This window comes from Microbacterium sp. Z10_103, from assembly GCF_058310455.1.
Genome location: NZ_JBZEGK010000001.1, coordinates 1,623,431 through 1,640,325 on the forward strand (window position 1 = coordinate 1,623,431; position 16,895 = coordinate 1,640,325).

Annotated in this window: 18 protein-coding genes and 1 other RNA gene; 8 read left to right on the forward strand and 11 right to left on the reverse strand. The window is 65.3% G+C overall.

The window, feature by feature from the left end; all coding sequences use genetic code 11:
• Positions 1–431 precede the first annotated feature (431 nt).
• Positions 432–740 carry a hypothetical protein gene (locus AC4FS2_RS07850; RefSeq protein WP_491152337.1) on the reverse strand — a complete coding sequence of 103 codons (309 nt, stop codon included), beginning with the start codon at positions 738–740 and terminating at the stop codon, positions 432–434.
• 485 nt (positions 741–1,225) lie between these two features.
• On the reverse strand, positions 1,226–2,776 hold the full coding sequence (locus tag AC4FS2_RS07855; protein WP_491152335.1) for a tyrosinase family protein: 1,551 nt from the start codon (positions 2,774–2,776) through the stop codon (positions 1,226–1,228).
• A 288-nt stretch (positions 2,777–3,064) separates the two neighbouring features.
• Between AC4FS2_RS07855 and AC4FS2_RS07860 the strand changes: the two genes are divergently transcribed.
• Entirely contained in the window at positions 3,065–3,340 is a 276-nt protein-coding gene (locus AC4FS2_RS07860) for a hypothetical protein (protein ID WP_491152334.1), read from the forward strand.
• 438 nt (positions 3,341–3,778) lie between these two features.
• On the opposite strand, the gene AC4FS2_RS07865 is transcribed toward AC4FS2_RS07860, so the two are convergent.
• The 3 genes from AC4FS2_RS07865 to AC4FS2_RS07875 all read right to left on the reverse strand — a co-directional run bounded on the left by AC4FS2_RS07865 (position 3,779) and on the right by AC4FS2_RS07875 (position 5,439).
• Positions 3,779–4,447, reverse strand: coding sequence for a DUF4166 domain-containing protein (locus tag AC4FS2_RS07865; RefSeq protein WP_491152332.1), 669 nt, complete (start codon positions 4,445–4,447; stop codon positions 3,779–3,781).
• Entirely contained in the window at positions 4,444–5,052 is a 609-nt protein-coding gene (locus tag AC4FS2_RS07870; RefSeq protein WP_491152330.1) for an SRPBCC family protein, read from the reverse strand. The genes AC4FS2_RS07865 and AC4FS2_RS07870 overlap by 4 nt, the downstream gene beginning before the upstream one ends.
• 168 nt (positions 5,053–5,220) lie before the next feature.
• Positions 5,221–5,439, reverse strand: a complete 219-nt coding sequence (locus AC4FS2_RS07875; RefSeq protein WP_491152328.1) for a hypothetical protein — start codon at positions 5,437–5,439, stop codon at positions 5,221–5,223.
• A gap of 111 nt (positions 5,440–5,550) precedes the next feature.
• On the opposite strand from AC4FS2_RS07875, the gene AC4FS2_RS07880 reads away from it, so the two are divergent.
• The 4 genes from AC4FS2_RS07880 (at position 5,551) to AC4FS2_RS07895 (ending at position 8,785) form a co-directional block, all read left to right on the forward strand.
• Positions 5,551–6,459 (forward strand): oxygenase MpaB family protein, encoded by a 909-nt coding sequence (locus tag AC4FS2_RS07880; protein ID WP_491152326.1) that lies wholly within the window; start codon positions 5,551–5,553, stop codon positions 6,457–6,459.
• Between the two features lie 201 nt (positions 6,460–6,660).
• Positions 6,661–7,062 (forward strand): phage baseplate assembly protein V, encoded by a 402-nt coding sequence (locus tag AC4FS2_RS07885; RefSeq protein WP_491152325.1) that lies wholly within the window; start codon positions 6,661–6,663, stop codon positions 7,060–7,062.
• Positions 7,063–7,170: 108 nt separating this feature from the next.
• The gene (locus tag AC4FS2_RS07890; protein ID WP_491152323.1) at positions 7,171–7,812 is read left to right on the forward strand and encodes a hypothetical protein; all 642 of its coding nucleotides are present in this window, start codon (positions 7,171–7,173) and stop codon (positions 7,810–7,812) included.
• Positions 7,813–8,023: 211 nt separating this feature from the next.
• The gene (locus AC4FS2_RS07895; protein ID WP_491152321.1) at positions 8,024–8,785 is read left to right on the forward strand and encodes a hypothetical protein; all 762 of its coding nucleotides are present in this window, start codon (positions 8,024–8,026) and stop codon (positions 8,783–8,785) included.
• A 46-nt stretch (positions 8,786–8,831) separates the two neighbouring features.
• Here AC4FS2_RS07895 and AC4FS2_RS07900 read toward each other — a convergent pair whose 3' ends face one another.
• From AC4FS2_RS07900 to AC4FS2_RS07910, 3 genes are all read right to left on the reverse strand, one after another.
• Positions 8,832–10,049: a trypsin-like serine peptidase gene (locus AC4FS2_RS07900; RefSeq protein ID WP_491152319.1), complete on the reverse strand. Its 1,218-nt coding sequence runs from the start codon at positions 10,047–10,049 to the stop codon at positions 8,832–8,834.
• 306 nt (positions 10,050–10,355) lie between these two features.
• The gene (locus AC4FS2_RS07905; protein ID WP_491152317.1) at positions 10,356–10,799 is read right to left on the reverse strand and encodes a nitroreductase/quinone reductase family protein; all 444 of its coding nucleotides are present in this window, start codon (positions 10,797–10,799) and stop codon (positions 10,356–10,358) included.
• 73 nt (positions 10,800–10,872) lie between these two features.
• Positions 10,873–11,649 carry an SDR family oxidoreductase gene (locus AC4FS2_RS07910; RefSeq protein WP_491152314.1) on the reverse strand — a complete coding sequence of 259 codons (777 nt, stop codon included), beginning with the start codon at positions 11,647–11,649 and terminating at the stop codon, positions 10,873–10,875.
• Between the two features lie 99 nt (positions 11,650–11,748).
• Here AC4FS2_RS07910 and AC4FS2_RS07915 point away from each other — a divergent pair, with 99 nt between their 5' ends.
• Together AC4FS2_RS07915 and AC4FS2_RS07920 are read left to right on the forward strand one after the other, a co-directional pair.
• A complete protein-coding gene (locus AC4FS2_RS07915; RefSeq protein WP_491152312.1) occupies positions 11,749–12,336 on the forward strand; it encodes a TetR/AcrR family transcriptional regulator in 588 nt (195 codons plus the stop codon).
• Between the two features lie 299 nt (positions 12,337–12,635).
• The gene (locus AC4FS2_RS07920; protein WP_491152311.1) at positions 12,636–13,445 is read left to right on the forward strand and encodes a class I SAM-dependent methyltransferase; all 810 of its coding nucleotides are present in this window, start codon (positions 12,636–12,638) and stop codon (positions 13,443–13,445) included.
• 201 nt (positions 13,446–13,646) lie between these two features.
• Here AC4FS2_RS07920 and AC4FS2_RS07925 read toward each other — a convergent pair whose 3' ends face one another.
• Both AC4FS2_RS07925 and AC4FS2_RS07930 read right to left on the reverse strand, forming a co-directional pair.
• On the reverse strand, positions 13,647–14,729 hold the full coding sequence (locus AC4FS2_RS07925) for an aldo/keto reductase (protein ID WP_491177812.1): 1,083 nt from the start codon (positions 14,727–14,729) through the stop codon (positions 13,647–13,649).
• Between the two features lie 28 nt (positions 14,730–14,757).
• Positions 14,758–15,483, reverse strand: a complete 726-nt coding sequence (locus AC4FS2_RS07930; RefSeq protein WP_491152310.1) for an SDR family oxidoreductase — start codon at positions 15,481–15,483, stop codon at positions 14,758–14,760.
• A 108-nt stretch (positions 15,484–15,591) separates the two neighbouring features.
• Here AC4FS2_RS07930 and AC4FS2_RS07935 point away from each other — a divergent pair, with 108 nt between their 5' ends.
• A complete protein-coding gene (locus tag AC4FS2_RS07935) occupies positions 15,592–16,161 on the forward strand; it encodes a TetR/AcrR family transcriptional regulator (RefSeq protein ID WP_491152309.1) in 570 nt (189 codons plus the stop codon).
• Between the two features lie 255 nt (positions 16,162–16,416).
• On the opposite strand, the gene ssrA is transcribed toward AC4FS2_RS07935, so the two are convergent.
• Positions 16,417–16,785: a transfer-messenger RNA gene (gene ssrA / locus AC4FS2_RS07940) on the reverse strand.
• Positions 16,786–16,895 lie beyond the last annotated feature (110 nt).

The following is a 16,895-nucleotide window of genomic DNA, read 5'->3' on the forward strand; positions in this document are numbered from 1 at the left end:
CGAGATGCCCGGCGTGCTCGTCCTACGCGCGGGGTCGGCCCGCACTGCACCTGTTGCGATCAGGCGCAGCATTTCGCTTGGAATGGAGCCCTCGAACCATGGAAGTAGGTCGACAGGGGATGCCTGTGTTCAACGAATGCTGGGGATCCACAAAGTGCTCGCATGCATCGCTCTTCTGTTCCTCGCCATCCATGGGTCGCTCGTAAGGTGTCGGGGGTCCTGCTACCGGCGCGGTGATAGGGCCAGCTGCCTGTCGCGTTTGTCGTTCCGTGAGCGGACATGGCTGCGGGCGGGTGTTGCGAGAACCTGGACGCTTAGCGGCGCGACACAACCATCCCGCCCACCAACGATGCAGCTGAGGGCCGCTTTCGCGCTGCGCCGAATCAGTGGCTTTGATCGTCAGAGTCGGTGAGATCGATGAATGCGTCGCGCTACGGATGAGCGCGGGCAACGTCGGCAGGTGGGATCTCATGAGGACGTGCCGCGGCGTTGGAGTCGGCCTTGCCGTAGGGAACGATCTCCACCGCAACGAAATCCCAGCGGTACAACGTGGTTCCTGCTGCAGGGCGCTGCGAGGTGATGTAGTAAAGCCCTGGCCATGCCAGCGCACCGATCGGCGGGCCGTCCGGATCGGGGTTAGCGAGTGTCACGCCCGCGTCGCCGGCCACATCCCGGCCGACATGAAATGGAAGCCCGAAGACATCAGGCACTGTCACCTGATCCGCGAACCGCTCCGTCATGAGTCCGACGCACGCCCAGATCAGCACCCTCCGATACGCCCCATCGAGCACCGGCTGACGCTCAGTCTGGATCGGAAGGTATCGTGCATGCGTGAATGAACGCCCGCTTCCTAGCATCGGCGCACCCCCTATCAGGGCGCTCGCCGAGGCTGGGGTGCTGAACTTGGACGACGTCAAGAGAGTCGGCGTTACGCATCTGGAAACACTCCACGGAGTCGGGCCCAAGGCGATCCAGCTGCTCGCAGCAGCGCTCGAAGAATAGCGAACCGCCTCGCACGTAGAGCGACCCCAGCCGGTCACACGCGATGGAAGTGTCAGTAGATCCGACCAGTGGTACGAACCGCAAGTCGATCACAGGATCATCGGGGCTCTGTTGCGTTCGCTGGCCTGATCGGAAGCTCGCATCTCCCGGCTCGTGGACCTACTATCCCCCGTACTGACTCCAGCACGGGGTGGTCTCGCTTAGTTCGAGATTCGGGGTGCGTCTATCGCGGTTCGCCGACGATGCCGCTCCCGGAGAGTAAAACACTGTGTGGCCCGTTATCCGCGTCGCTGTCGATAATGAGTTGGGTGCTCATCGATCCGGAATTTGAGGGGCTGAAGAGAACTGTGAGTTCCAGCGATCGGCACGGCTCGATGTAGCCGCTGACCTTTTGCCACCGAAACGGTCCCGTCCCGGGCTTGACCTCAACCCGGATGGCATGCGTTCCGATGTTGCGCATCACGACCTGACGACCTTCAACGTCACGGATCGACGCGCGACCGTACCCGATGCTGGGCGGACCGACGCGTAGACGCCTTGTACTATCGGCGAGCTTGATCGCTGGCATAACTTCTGGATCGAAGACCTCGATAGGGATCTCGCCGATTTCTTCATTCGGGCCGACCCCACCGCCTTCGATCGATTCAGATCGCCTAGCCTGGCGCTCCACAAGTTCTTGCTCTAGCTGAGTATCACCAAGGTAGATGGTCCCTAGCTCGGGATGGTCAAGCATGGATCGTGGCGTAGCGCCGCCCGCCATAGGTTCGTCCTCGGGCACGCGAGACGAATAGCTCCGGTTGTCGACATTGGCTGGGTCGAGGTTGTACTGGTCCGCAAGAGGGTGAAGCTTTTGCCAGAACGCCCAGAGGCGGTCGATGTTGCAGTGGTGCAAGTAGAAGAGCGGATCGGCAGGGCTATACGGGGTCATCATCGTCCCGCCGACGAATTGGTGAGCGACACTGTGAGCTGCGTTTTCGATCTCGCGAAAGCTGGCGAAACCGGGTCGCTCAAGATACCAGGCAATATTGCTCAGTTTGGGTTGATTGTCTGCTGCGTCCTCTGAGGCGTCCCCGACGCCGTGAGCGTGGTGACCGGCGTCTCCCGGCCTCGCGCCTCGCTCAAATCCGCCTTCCTCTGGCCGCCAATCATCAAACATTCCGCCACTATTTGAACGTCCTCCAAAGAAGGACTTCCACGGCTCATCGTCGAGCGCCCATGAGTCGTCTCGCGTCCAGTCCCAGTACGGCAAGTGGACGCGGGGGTTGATCCGCTGGAGGTGCTTCTCGAATCGCAGGAGAAAGTGTCGGTGCCATGGCAAGAAGGCCGGTCCGAAGTGAACCTGAGACCACGCATCGGAATGCTCGCTGGCAAAGGCGCGAATGATGCCACTCTCCCACAGAGCGTTGAGGGCGACCCCAAACTCCCTTCGAGAACCCTCATTCATTGACATGAAATCGGGGCGAGCGCAGTACAGCCGTGAGGGACCAACGACTTGGCCGGTGGGAGGCGGTGGTGACGACAGAGTCAGCTGACGGCGCGAGATCACCGTGACGTCACCACCGCCGAGCATCTCGCGGACAGCGCTTAAGAGTGAGTACTCAGGGGCCGCGTACGCATCCGCGTACATGGTGTACCCCGAAGAGTTCACCCAGTAGCGCTGACGCTCGCCATCGATCAGTACATCCTGGTGGCCGGCGACCGCTCGGACTTCCACCGTGTGAGACCCGACGAGGAGTAGGTCCGCCCATTCCTCATCGAGCGCGACGATCTCCACGTCCTTCGCCAGTGAGGCTGACTTTCGAGGTGCCACGGCTTGACCCCTGACTCGGCAAGCTCCGCACTAAGCCAGCCGTTGATTCTGGGTTACACCCGCGACTCATCTGCGTCAAGAACCCGTTGCGAACTCTCACTCACCGAGCCCGTCGACGCCCGCTCATCGCCACACGGCCGTTGCTCTTCGCGAGCAGTGCCCGGGTGGGGATCCGCTAACGAACCCCCTCCGCGGTAAGCGGCGGCAGTCTCAGAGCCGTCGCGACAAATTCGGCCGGTGTAGTTTTGCGGCATGCGCGACATCACTACGCCGATAGGCCCGGCGGCGTACCGTCGATTCCTCAAGCGCAGCACTGCATTCCGCGCGGTAATCGCAATACCGCTTGCCGCCGGCTTGGTTGTTCTCGCAGTGCTTGGCGGCACGCAGGATGCACAGATTTTGCCCTTGTTCTGGATCAACATCGGTTTGCTCGTCTTCGACGTGCTGTGGGTCGTGTGGGGCCTTCAACAGATCGGCAAACTCACCGACGACGCTCACCGAGACACCCAACCCCTTCAGGACGTCTGATACGTGTTGATCACCCACTCCCCATTACGGAACGTCTGACCCACTCGGGGATCGGGCTGCGGGCACCAGGAGAGAGTGCGCCGTAGGCTCGGACCATGGAGCCAAGGGCGCGCGGATGGTGGGTTACCGGGAGCGCACTCCTCGTACTCGTTGGGGTGATAGTCACCATCGTCTATTTCTTCCGGCCGTGGCGCAGTTGCGATTACGAGGACACGTCGGCGGGATGCGCAATGCTCCCCGCCGACGCAACCGTTATGGCCCTGGCAGCGGTCATGACGCTCGTGTCGGTTGGTGTGTTCGTACTTGCACTCTTCGCCAAGGAGCGCTCGGCTGTCCGGTGAAGCACCGGGTTTCGGGCGGGTGCCGGATCGGACGTGCCTCAACCGTTGGTACGGGAAACAAAAGCCGATCAGCGACCGGGCAGCGGGCTGCTGGTTGTCAGGTTCTGACTTCGTGTCGGTGGGGCTTGAGTCGAGCGGGTGCGTCGGTGGCGGGTATCCATTCGGCCTGGAACGTACCGCGGTAGCCGAAGAGGAATCCGAACCGGCGGTTGCGCACCTCAAGATCGATGTGAAAGCGCTGGTCGCTGTCGTCGTAGTACTCGTGGAGGAAGGCGCGACCACTGAACCGCATCGGGAATCGGAAGCCGATAGGTCCTTCGTAGAAGCGCTGCGCGTCGGAGGTGAGCAGGAGCCCGCCGCGTTCGTCGACGCGCAGGTCGAGGTCGACGGCGAGGTGCTGGTGGGTGCCGAGGTAGTCAACGATCCGACCATCGTTCAGGATCATGGTGGCGTCGAACCGGCGGCGCTTTGGTCCGAGGGTGTACTCGCGGACGAACGTGACGGTCTCGCGGCCGAGCGGGTCGAGGTACGGAAAGTTCTCGATCGCGAAAGGCACGTCGGTGCCGGTGTCGGGGATGAGGATGTTCCGGAGCCGGCCGATCTGCAGGAACGGGACGGTCCACCACGGCCCGCGCCGGATGCTCGTCATCACCCCACGCCCGACGCACGCTTCCCCGGAGTCCAATCCCACGCCGAACCGTCGTCGCATCATCGGGTGCAGTCGGTCGAAGTCCGCTCCGAGTGCCGTCTCGAAGATCGATGTCACCGGGTGACCTCCGGGTCCGGCAGGGCCGCTAGGGATGATGGCGCATCGGCGAGATGGTCGGCTCGCCGCGGTGTGCCGCGCGGTGCTCGTAGACAATGGGCGGCACGCGGGCGGTCAGGCCTCCACCACCAGAGCACGCTCCGCAGCGGCCAACGCTCAGGCGGGACGCCGGTCTCTAACCAGATCCGCAGCCGGTCGAAGCTCCACGCTGTCGCCCACCCGAGAACCGGGCGGACGAAGACGTCCAGCACACCCCAACCCGGGGAGTAGTCGTATCCCGTGACGAAGACCGTGACCTGCCGCCCCCCGGCGACGTACCGCCAGTAGCCGCGACCGGCAGCGATCGGAGACAGCCGGTCCTTCGTCTGGAACCGCAGCGCCGACGTCCGGGCCCCGTCGAGACCGTTCTTCTCGCCCAGGCTGACACCACATCCCCGCACTGTGTGGAACGGGACACGCCGTTCGTACGTGAATGTCGAAGCGCCGGCCACGGTCACCCCATTGGGCGAGATTTTCGAGAACCGCACATCCCAGCGCACGTGCTGAACAGGGTCCTGCGTCGCATCCCAAACGGCATCCACCTCAGCACGGATCGACGTCTCCACATAGATGCCCCGACCCCGCACAAGACGAACCTACGGCACCCACTGGTCGGATCGCGTGTGTACCCGGCTCGAGCTGAACGACCCGCCGCTCGCAATCGGCTCCTCAACCGAGCGCCACACTCCATGTACCCGACGCCCCCTTCCACGCCAATGCCCGCAGGGCGACCGTCATTCGGCCAGATAGCCGGTGCGCGGGTCGATCCCCGACAAGAATGCGCGGACCTCGGAGCGCACCTCGTCGTCCGTGCGCGCTGCCGCGCGCAATCCTCCTACCGAGAACCCGTAGCTCGCGTCCGGGCCGCTCACCCAGGTGTGGTGCATCGAGCTGCCGTCTCTCACAACGTCGAACTCTTCACCATCGACGACGAATCGCACGGGTTCGGTCACGGCGCCATAGTCTCACGACGGGAGATTTCTGGCACGATGGCCGAACCCCCCGTGGGCTCAAGATGGGCCGTCCCTGCGCCGGTCCCCCAGCGGGCGTGGCACGCTGGAGCCATGAAGGGTCCCTCTCTCCGCGCGCGGCTGCTCACGGCGCTTTCGGGCGATCCGGACGGCATGCCCCGGTGGGTGCGTGAGCTCGCCGAGGGCGACGACGACGGGTACTTTCCCGACGGGGGCGCGGTCTGGACGGTCCACGCGGGCACCGCGACCTTCGTCGCCGGCATCCGAGCGCTGCTCATCCAAGCCCTCCACCCCGGCGCGATGGCCGGCATTCACGACTTCTCGCGCTACCGAGAGGATCCACTAGGCCGACTGACGGGCACCGTGCGGTGGATCATCTGCGTCACGTACGGCTCGACGACGCAGGCGAAGCAGGAGACGGCGCGCGTCGGCCGGCTGCACGAGCGCGTCGAGGGAACCTACGCGACGGATGCCGGGGCTCACGCCTACTCGGCGTCGGACGCCCGTCTCGTGGAATGGGTGCACCTCGCCTTCGCAGAAGCGTTTCTGGGCGCGCACGAGCGGTGGGGCGGTCCGATTCCTGGAGGTGCCGACGGATACGTGCGCGAGTGGGCGACCGCTGGGCGTCTCATGCGTGTGGAGAATCCGCCCGAGACGGAGGCCCACCTGAGGGAGAGGCTGCGGGGGTTCCTCGACCGTGCGGAGCTCCGCCGCGACGAGCGCGTCGACGAGGTCGTGCGGTTCTTGCGTGACGTGCCCTTCACCGGCTCGATGCGACTTGCCTATCGCGTGCTGTTCGCCGCGGCTGTCGCGAGCCTGCCGCGGCCGTACCGCAAATTGCTCGGGGTTCGTCGCAGTGTCCTGCCCGTCGTGACGGCGACTCGCATCGTGCTCGCGGTATCGCAGCGCGCGCTCGGCGCGGGCCCTCGCGCACAGGATTTCGCTCGAGAGCGGCATCGCCGCCTCGCGCACGAACAAGCCGGGGCCCATCCCGCAGGGTGAGGCTTCGCCTCCCCGGGCGTTGAATCGCCCCGGCTCCCCATCGAGGAACCACGTCACGGGGCATCACAGCGCGCAGGGAGCGTCCGTTTGACGACCGGGCTTCGGGCAGGGCTTATCGAACAACGGGCTCGAACCGGCTACTCGCCCGTAGCGGTCGCTGACCCTGGTTTCGTGCTCGTGGGGTCACGCCATACTGAGCGCATGTCGCTTCACCGTGGAATCGTCGGGCCAGGTCAGGATCCCACCAGACGAGGAAGAGTCAACGTCCGGATCCGCGACGTGAGTACCCATGCGCAGTGGGCGGAGCTGCTAATCCCCTTGGGCGGCGCAGGCGCCGTGGCTCCGGGAGAAGGCGATGGCGTGTGGGTCATGTACGAAGGCGGCAACTCCGCAACTCCCGTCATCATCGGACACGTGCGTGAGCCCTCACTCATCACAGCTGTTGAGCTCGCTGCGGAGCTGGGCCACGACGACGGCGAGCAACCAGGCCACAGGGTGCGTCAGTACCTGCGCAGACACTACCCGGATCACAAGCCGAACTCACGCTGGCTCCTGACGGCCGAGCAAGCCGACGACGTCCGCGAGCACTTCCGCGCGCGCTGACGGTCGTCAACGGATAGCTCGTTGGTATCGAACCGTCGCTCGATCAGCGACCGGATGCGGGCGGGGCGGAGGTCTGGGCATGATTGCGGTGACTAGCCAGGAGGGCTGATGCGATCAAGCAGACCGATCCCCGGCAACCCGTGGCCGCGCGACATGGGGATCACCGTCGAGGACAGGCCCACCGCGCTGCTGGAGTTGCTGTGGATCCGCCAGGCCCACGACCTGCACTTGGAAGGGGCGGACCTCCCGCCTCTGCTCGTAGATGCGCCCGCTGGCGTGAGTGGGGCGGGGCCGTCCGCTGCGGAAAGGGTCGAGTGGGAGAGGGCGTGGCCGCCACTGTGGCACGCAGCGGCGGAGCACGCTGGCCGTGACCAGGATCCCCGACAGTTCGAGCGTCTCCAGCAGACCGCGAACCGATCGCCCGAGCGCGAGATGATCCTCCACGAAATGGTCGGCCCCTCTTGGCGGGACGCATTCGGCGACGCGATCTTCGACGACGGCTACCAGGACTGGTCTCGCCGCGGGGCGGACGTTCGCCTCTCGTCGATGCGGCAGAGGATGATGCATTCGCCGGAGCACAGGGATCTCGATGCGCTCATCCCCGCATGGCGTGCCGGTCTGACCAAGATCGTGACCATCCCGTGCGAGGGCGAGTACTCACGCAAGATCACCCTCAACGCTTTGCTGATGACTGACGCTACTCGCAACGACAGTGTCAGCTACCAGCGCGCCCTCGAGTCATTCCACTGACGATTCAACGGGGCTCCTCCGCACACGTTCAGGCGCGGACGGCAGGTACGACTCTCGGGCGGAGCCCGGAGACCGACCGTCATCCGCACGGGGACTGGCTGGGCTCCGGCGTGTTGGACCCAACGCGCGACGCATACGTGTGTGGTTCTACCGCTGACCTGCGGCTCACCAGTGCTGGCACCCGGACTGCCAGCCCCAATATGGTGGCGACATGAGCCTCGCCGGCAAGATCACCCTTGGAGCCGCCGTACTCGTCGTTGGTGGCCTCGTCATCCTCGCTGCCCCCGCTGTGGCTTCTGTGGCTGGCGTGGTCTCGTCATGGGCAAGCTCCACTCCGACTGAGGAGTCGCCCGAGGTGGATTCAGTGGCGGACGATGACGCCGCGGTCGAGAAGATGCTGGGCGAGTTGGGCGATGGGTACGTGTATGTCGGCAACGGCACGGCGATCCCAGAGAACAGCCCAGCAGGGTGCGAGGAGCCGCGCTGGCTTCACGTGGGCGGCGGACGCGCCAGCATCAACGGCGACCTGATCGACCGGGGAGTCAACGAGCTTGCACGGGGGACGGCGGGCCTGGACGCTGAAGGCAACGTAAAGACGTACACGGTCGAGCCCGGTGACGCGCTGTATGCGATCGGTGACCGGTTCTGCATCGCAAACGCGCTGACTATCGCGACCCTCAATCACACGCGCACCATCCAGCCTGGCGAGGTACTGCTGCTTGCTCCTGACAGTTCGATCCCGTGGGTGGAGTACTACAGCCCGCGGAGCGCTGAGGGCGGCTACCAGCAGATTCCCTACCAGCTCGCGGTCGAAGCGATGAGCGCCGCTGCCTGGGCGGGCGAAGTCGACCAGATGCGTGACATCTTCACGAACGAGCTACGCGCGCTGTATCCCGACCCGGCCGAGGCCGACGTCATCGCGCAGGCGCTCGACGCTGGCGACCTCGACGTGCTGCGCCAAATGTTCGCGTAGCCCAGTAACGTCCTCGACGGGCCCGCGCTTGCCCCGGCATTTGGGGTCAGTCCCAGTTTCGGCGTCCCCACTGGACGATCGCAGGGAGCGCGTCTCCGCCCGCTGCGCACGCCCACGTCTCGTCACCAGAAATGGTGCCGTCCGTCTGCGAGCCGGAATGGACACCAATCGCACACGGGTTGTCCCTCCCGAACCATCCGAAAAGCGGCGACCCGGAGGCTCCTGACGCTTCATCGGCATCGTTCTCAACCTGCGTCGTGTCAAATGTGCTGCCGTCCAGGTTGATGTCGTCCCCGTCGTCGTCGTCGCGCACGGCGATACCGAATTGAGCCGACATCGCGACCTGGCTCCGGTCGTAGGGGAAGCCCGCCATCGTCCACGACCGCTGCCCCTCCCAGTCCGAGTCGTAAACGCGGGCACCGAAGAACCCCATCGAGTCCCCGATCGGGTCTGCGAGCTGACAGATCTGCAGATCGTTGCCCGAGTCGGAGTGCCACCGCCTCCGACGTCTCACCCATGTGATGAGCCCGAGCCCGAAAACCGGTCGATTCGCCCAGCACGCTGGAATCACGCGTATCCGGACCTGGCCGCTTGACAAAGAAACGCTGTCGAAGGAATGCCCGCTGGTCATCAGCGTGCGACGGCCGACGAGAAAGCCCGACGCGTAGCTGCCCGAGTTCATCCAGGTACCCGATGCGTCGGGCTGCCACAGCTCGATCTTGCACACGGCGGTGTACGGGTAGAAGGTCGGACGAAGGAAGTCGCGAGACTCACCGTCGATGATTGTCGAGTGCGCATCGCCATCCTTCGTTTTAACGACCACTGTCGACAGGTCCACCGTGCCCCCGCGAGCGGAGGTGCCGACAGCGGCGCGTAGGTGCACGTTTGCAAGGGTGCGCGGCAGGTAGGCGATCGGGGTGCCCCTCGGCCGCGAACCATCCACCCTCTCCGCGCGAGTACGCTCTTGCAACCGGCGCTCGTGCCGCAGCTCCCGCGCTCGCACTCGTTCGGCAAGCGTCCGGGCGACCACCTCGCCATGCGATGCGTCCTCATCGACGATCGGCACCCCCGGGATGATTCGGCCGCTGAGGCTATACACCCCATCGAACTCGGTGGTCGTCACGGTGGGCGCCTCGTCGGACTGGAATGCATAGGCGTACTCGTTTACGTGTCCCCAGGGCCGGAGGTCCTCTTGGATGCAGTCTTCCTCGTCCAGCGCGACGAGTTGGTCGATTGCGATGGGTCCGTCATCACCCTGTGGCATGGCGCCTTCCCTTCATTCGACGGAGGCCGCCCGCCGGGCTCAGATGCATCGGAGAGGCGAGAAGGTGAAGGTGACCCGTCGGTCGGCGGCTCATTGTCCCGCCGCCTCGGCAGCGGGTCAATACACCCCGCGTAGGCCCGTTGCATGCTTGGCTCCAGCTGGGAGATCGTTGCGACCAGTTCAACGAGCCGACAGATCAGCGTCGCAGCGCGTGGGCTGTCGCGTTGATCGACCGCCTATCGGGGCGGGGGATGACTCACTTGCCGCGGCGTCTATGTACGCAGCGCGACGGACTCGTCTTCGCGGTCACGAAAGGTTCTTCGTCGATGGAGGGATGTCGGAGAAGACAATTTCCACGAGCGGGCTCCCGGCCATCCAGTCCTCGACGTGCTGGGGCTGTCGAACGATGGCGGGATTGTGGGGTTGGTTGAAGTCGTCGACGATGTACTCGAAGATCGGCTGCTTCTGCGCGGGATCGGTGATCGGCAGAGCGGTCGCCCGGAGGTCGGCTCGAATGCCGTGTTTGAGATGGAAGACGAACTCGGGGTTGCCGAGCAGGTTCGAGTACCAGTCGCGGCGTGCGGGGGTGCTGCTGAGGTACCACCGGCCATAGACGCGATGGAACCAGATCTCGATCCGGCGAGGCTTCCCTGACCGGGCACCGATGGTGGTGATGTCGACAGTGCGCTGCCAGGCCGTGGAATCACGGCTGATGTTCAGCGCGCTCAGGATTTCAGTAGTGCTGGGCATGATTTCTCCTCGTGCCGCTTGCCTCGCGCCTCGCCCTGGACCAATCCAGGCCGAGGCGGAGGATGGTGTGTGGTTAGACCGTGAGGTCCCATTCGGCGGCCTGCGCTTCACGGGTCTCGTGCTCCATCGACGGCGGGAACACGTTGCGGTATGTGGTGATCTCGCCGGTGATGACCTTGACGATCACGTCGACCATGTTCTGCGGGTCTTCCTGCCCGACCAGGGTGAACGGCGGTTCCCACCCCGGCAGGATGGCCGTCTCCGGGTCGTACCAGTAAGTCGACGCTTCGAGTGCGGTGTCGTTGAAGCCGGTCAGATAGAACCCGGGCTGCACGGTCGCCACGGTGATGCCGATGGGCTTCAGCTCCTCGCGCAGGGTCGCGGCAATTGCTTCAATGGCGTACTTCGTCGCGCTGTACGCGCCTCCGGAGGGTGGAGTCTGCAGACCCGCGTCAGAGGAGTTGAACACGATCTTTCCACTGCCCCGCGCGGCCATCTGCCGGATGAAGCCCTTGGTCAGTTCCATCGGGGCGAACACGTTCGACTCGAAATTCGCCCGAAGGCGGGACATCGGGAGGTCCGTCAGCGTTCCGCTGTGGGCGACGCCGGCGTTGTTGAACAAAACGTCGATGTCGTAGCGAAGGGCGTGAGCGACATCGATCTCGTCGAACAGGTCGAGCTTGATGACCTCGATATTTTCCAGACCTGCTGCCGCGATCTCCTGACGCAGCTGCCAGGCCTGCGGCCAGATCTGCACGCCGGCAATCACCCGATATCCGAGGCGCGCAAGGTCGAGTGCGGTCAGGCGGCCGAAGCCGCTGCCTGCGCCGGTAATAAGAACGGTCTTCATGATCTTCCCAACTCCTAAAAATACTAACTGGTCCGTACGTGACGGCAACTCTAAGCGTCAGTGATGTCAAACGGACTAGTTGGTAGTTATGCTTAAGAGATGACGACGACGAGCAAGGGCGAAGCCACCATGCGGCGCATCCTCGACGCCGCCTCCACGGAATTCGCCCACTACGGGATCGCCGGGGCGCGGGTGGACCGGATCGCTGCCGCCGCAAACTCCAACAAGGGCCAGATGTACAGCTACTTCGGCAACAAGGACGCGCTCTTCGACGCGGTCTATGCCGAGCACATCGGTTGGATGATCAATTCCGTTCCGCTTCGCGGAGACGACCTGCCGGGCTATGCGACAGAGTTGTACGACGCGTACCTCGCCCACCCGGAAATCGTCCGACTCACCACCTGGGCACGCCTTGAACGCCACCCCGTCGGCGACCTCTACAACGACGGCAACGACCACAACCGGGGAAAGACCGATGCGATCCGGCAAGGCCAGAGGTCCGGCAGCATCGACCCCTCGCTCGACGCCGACGACATCCTCTCGATCGTTACAGCCATGTCGATGGCTTGGTCGCCGGCCAGCGCGCTCGTGGCAGCCAGCGCGGACGAACCCGGAACGGTGCACGCACGCCGCAAGAGCGCTCTCGTAGCGACGGTGCGCGGGGCGTTCTCCGCGCCCCATCGCTAACGAGGACGGCACTCAGGCGACCGCACCCTTGGTAGCCGGATAGCCGTCGGGTGAGTGCGCATGATGCTCACAGCCCGAGCTGGGCCTTCCTGCGCAGGCTCATCTCGCCCAGAAACGATCGATTACGGACCGGCTTTCGGGCAGCCTGACCGGCTCGCATGGATAGACGCGACATAAGCGACGGCCTGAACTGTCCCGAAAGAGTCTCGTCCCTCGTGCCATCTCTCCAAGGACGCGCATACTGTGCGTACCCGCCGTCGCCGGCACGGAGCCGAACCTTCCTTGGATGAGGAGTGATCATGCCGAGTTCTAATTCCGCGTTCGAGGGCTCCATCCCGGTCCTCTACGAGCGTTACCTGACGCCGTTGCTCTTCGAGCCGTACGCGGTTGACATCGCAAAACGCATCGCACCGCTTGCGCCGCGGCGGCTGCTCGAGACCGCGGCCGGTACCGGGGTCGTGACCCGCGAACTCGAACGGATGCTCGGAGAGGGCACGACCATCATGGCCACGGATCTGAATCAAGCGATGATCGACGTCGCCACTACCACGCGAGGATTCGGCCACGCCAGCTGGGCGCAGTGCGACGCCATGACACTGCCCTTTGACCGGGACACCTTCGATGTCGTTGCCTGCCAGTTCGGGGTGATGTTCTTCCCGGAGAGAACACGGGCGTATCAAGAAGCAGCGCGCGTGTTGGCCAGCGAAGGCGTTTTCATATTCACGGTCTGGGACCGCCTTGCGGCCAACGATGTCACCCGCATCATCGCGGAAGCGTTGACAGCACGGTATCCCGACGATCCTCCGTCCTTCATCGAACGAGTCCCGTTTGGATACTTCGACGTTGACTTGATCCGCTCAGAACTGATCGAATCCGGCTTTTCTGAGGTCGTCGCCGAAACGGTGACCCTCCCCAGTCGAGCCGACGCCGCGCACGACGCGGCGGTCGGAGTGTGCCAAGGCACCCCGGTGCGCGCCGAGATCGAATCGCGGGAAGCCGACGGTCTGCAATCAGCTACGGAAGACGCGGCGCAGGCGCTGGTAGCAAAATTCGGCTCCGGTCACCTTGAGAGCACCATCCAGGCGATCACCGTGACAGCGCGGCTGTGATCCCCGGCCATCCGGCCGAACCCGCCGAGGGTAGGACTCTTTCGAACCCACGGCATTGACCGCGTGGCCCGCAGGCGGATCCCTCACCGAACGCCCGCGAGTGTCGGCTCGTCGGGCCGAGCACTGGACGCTTTGGCGGAAGCGGCCCGGGGCACGGGCCCACCCTGCGTCCCCGGGCCTCGGGGTCGCTTCAGGTGCCCGTCAGCGACGCGGCTGGATCTTCAGATCACCGCGCGTCTGCACCCGGATGTGGTCGCTGGCCAGCATCGCGTGCGGGAAGCCGAGGTCGATCGCGCTGATCTCGTCGAGCCGGGCCATGTGCTCCGTCGAGAGGGTGACCTCAAGAGCGCCCAGGTTGTCTTCGAGCTGCGCGAAGGTGCGCGTGCCGAGCACGGGGGCCGTCACCGCGGGGTTGTGCAGGCTCCATGCCAGGGCGATCTGCGCGGGCGTACGTCCGAGCTCCGCGGCGACGTTGCGCACGACGTCGACGATGTCGTGGTTGCGATCGTTGATGCTCCCCAACGCAACGTTGAGGCTCCCGCGTGAGCTTGCGGGTTCTGACCCGCCGGCGAGGCCGTCGCGGGTGTACTTGCCGGAGAGGACGCCGCCGGCCAGCGGCGACCACAGCACCGGCGCGATGCCGAGCTGCTGAGCCATCGGCAGCAGATCGCGCTCGGCGGATCGCTCCACCAGGCTGTATTCCATCTGCAATGCGACCAGCGGCGACCAGCCGCGCAGGTCTGCGATCGTCTGCATCCGTGCGATCTGCCAGGCCGGCGTGTTCGAAATGCCGATGTAGCGGACCTTGCCCTGCCGCACAACGTCGTCCAGGCCGCGCATGATCTCCTCCACGGGGGTGGACTCGTCCCACACGTGGAGGTAGAGCACGTCGACGTAGTCGGTGCCGAGTTCGCGCAGGCTCGTCTCCAGTGCGCCCAGCAGGCTCTTGCGGCTGGCCCCACCGGAGTTCGGGTCGCGGGGATCCCGCAGCGTGGAGTACTTGGTCGCGATCACCAGGCTGTCGCGGTGGCCCCGGGTGAATTCACCCACGACGCGCTCGGACGTGCCGTAGGTGACGGCAGTGTCGATGAAGTTGCCGCCCGATGCGACGTAGTGGTCGAAGATCCGACGGGCCTCGTCGACGTCGGAGCCCCAGCCGAGCTCGTTGCCGAAGGTGGCGGCGCCGAGCGCGAGCGGCGAGACGCGCAGTCCCGATCGGCCGAGCTGACGGTAGGTGTCGAGAGTGAGAGTGATGTCGGTCTCCTCAGAGGGTCGGAGGGCAATTGGAGGTGGGCGTGCGGGGGAATCGGGTTCAGGCGCTCAGCCCGTGGCCACCGGCGACGGTTATCTCCTGCCCGGTGATGTAGGCGGCGGCATCGGAGGCCAGGAAGGCCACTGTCTCGGCGATGTCGCGGGCGGTCGCGAACCGTCCGAGCGGGATCTGCGCCGCGATGGCGTCGCGCGCGCTCTGCGGCAGGCCGAGCTTGTCCAGCAGTGGCGTGTCGGTCATGCCGGGGCTCACGGCGTTCACGCGGATGCGGCGGGGTGCGAGCTCGACCGCGAGTGAGGGAAGCATCGCGAGCATCGCGCCACGCGTTCCCGCTCCGAGCGTGGCTCCGGCGCTGCCGCGGCTCGCGCCGAGGCCGACCGTCATGACGACCGATGCACCGTCGCTGAGGATCGGCAGCGCCCGCTGCAGTGCGAAGAACTGCCCCTTGAAGTTGATATCGGCCTGGGCGTCGAACTCCGACTCCGTGACGTCAGTCACCGGCGCCGGCCGGAAGACCCCGGCGTTGAGGAACAGCAGGTCGAGCGATCCGAATCGCTCCCCCACGGCGCCGACGAGCTCGTCGATGTCTGCGACGGAGCCGCTGTCGGAGCGGAGGACGAGCACGTCGTCGCCGAGCGCGGCGCGGGCGGATGTGACCGATTCGGGGTTCTGGCCGGTGACGGCCACCTGGTAGCCGCGTCCGCGCAGGAGCTCGGCGGTCGCCCGGCCGATGCCGGTGGTGCCGCCGGTGATCAAAGCGGTGGGCATGAGCTTTCCTCTCGTCGTGGGGCCGCCCTCAATCGGAGGACCCTCCGGTTACGCCACTGTACACTGATCCGGAGAGCACTCCGCTTTTCCCTGCATTCGGGAGCACCCATGACCGCCACGCCGCCCATCCTCCGCGTCGACGCCCGACGCAACCGCGATCGCCTGTTGTCAGCGGCCGCTGATGTGTTCGCGGTGGAAAAGACCGTGTCGCTGGACTCCATCGCGAGGCGGGCGGGGGTGGGTATCGGCACCCTGTACCGACACTTCCCCACAAAGGAGGACCTCGTCGAGGAGGTCTACCGCGATCAGGTGCGCACGCTGCGTGACGACGCGACGGCACTGCTCGCCGCCGAGCGGCCCGCCCGCGCGCTCCTGGCATGGATGCTGCGCTTCGCCGAGTGGGCGCGCGAGCGACGCGGCGTGGGCGAGGCCCTCGTCGCGATGAGTGCCACCGGCCGCTTCGGCAGCGGCCCGGTGTGCGACGAGGTCCAGCAAGTGATCGGGATGCTGCTCGAGGCCGGCATCGCGACGGGCGAGCTGCGCGCGGGTGTCGACCCGGTCGACCTGGGGGCACTCCTGGCCGGCGCCCTCTCCGTCGCGGGCGCCCCCTCGCAAGCTGCGCAGCTCACCCGCATGCTCGACATCATCGTCGACGGCCTCACCCCGCGGCTCGCATGATCGGGTGAGAGGCCGACGCTATCGACCAAGGCGAGGTGGGAACGCGGTACGGGCCCCGAAATTCAGCGCTCGCGTGCGGACGGCCGCGATGACGCTCGGCACGTACGCCGATCGCTCAGCGACCGGCTCATGTTCGCTCGTCCCAGCGGCAGCAGCATCCCGGCGATTCCGTGTCGTGGTGCCTCATCGAGGACAAACAAAGGCCCGAGATCCGCGATACTCCGCGGCTCTCGGGCCTTGTTCGGTGACAGCGGCTGGTGGAGATGGGGGGAATCGAACCCCCGTCCATCGCTGAGATATCGCGTCTTCTCCGGGCGCAGTCTGTGCAGACGTTCTGCTCGGCTCCGACCTTTGTCACAGACACCTAAGTCGACGAGCCCAGCCTGGGAAGAGTCCCGAGCGGCGTCCAGACGCCACCGCTCAGCAAGTCCCCTAGATGACGCCAGGATCCGTAGCGGGGACGCCTACGGTCTGACGGAGTTCAGGCTCGCTTAGGCAGCGAGGGCGAACTCAGTGCGGTTAGTTTCAGCACTTATTGTTTTACAGGGAGCGTTTACGAGATAACCCTGTATCCTCGGCCCGCTTCTCGCGAATTCACAGGCGATGTCGAAACCGATCATCCCCGTGATCCTCCGTGTGGAGGGGCCACTGTCACTCTGTGGAATTGTCGCCGGCTGCCGAAGCACCCGAGCGTTACAGAGTACAACGGATGCGGCGGCCAAGCCATTCCCGAG